Source organism: Mesorhizobium sp. M2A.F.Ca.ET.039.01.1.1, from assembly GCF_003998035.1.
Classification (GTDB): Bacteria; Pseudomonadota; Alphaproteobacteria; order Rhizobiales; family Rhizobiaceae; genus Mesorhizobium.
The window spans coordinates 1-454 of record NZ_RZRY01001523.1 but is presented as its reverse complement, the minus strand read 5'-3'; the positions used below and the strand labels follow the sequence as shown (position 1 = coordinate 454).

The 454-nt window shown below is 65.6% G+C and carries 1 pseudogene; it reads left to right on the top strand.

Annotation, left to right across the window (positions count from 1 at the left end):
- Nucleotides 1-74 precede the first annotated feature (74 nt).
- Nucleotides 75-454, top strand: a pseudogene (locus tag EOA24_RS40750) (serine protease); the annotation flags it as partial.

The following is a 454-nucleotide window of genomic DNA, read 5'->3' as shown; positions in this document are numbered from 1 at the left end:
CTTGTTGACTCAGACTTTGTTTCCGTCAAAGAGTGGCCGCCGGGGAAACCACGCATAGTTAACGGCAAGTAGGCGTGGCAGGGGAAGACCTGATGGTGGGGCGGGGCAACGTCCACTTCATTCGTTCAACGCACGCGCGCTCAGCCGACGTATTGGCCGTTGCCGGCAAGTCGCTGTGGCTAGACTGCGAAGCCACATTCGCCCGCATAGACCAGATTTGCGGAGACGGCGCCTCGCGGCTTTTCGCCGAGCCCAACGTCAAGGAGCAGGGCGACGGCCGCCTGGTCGTCGCCTGGTTCGGCGCGTTCGACGACGATCCCAGGGAGCTGGACGCGATCGACCGGGGCATGCGGACCCGCGTCGAATCCGGCATGGTCGCCAGAATCGAGGCCCTTCGCCCGGCGCTCGCCGATTCCCGGGTCGGCGAGCGCCGGGCGAAGGGCCTCGATTCTGG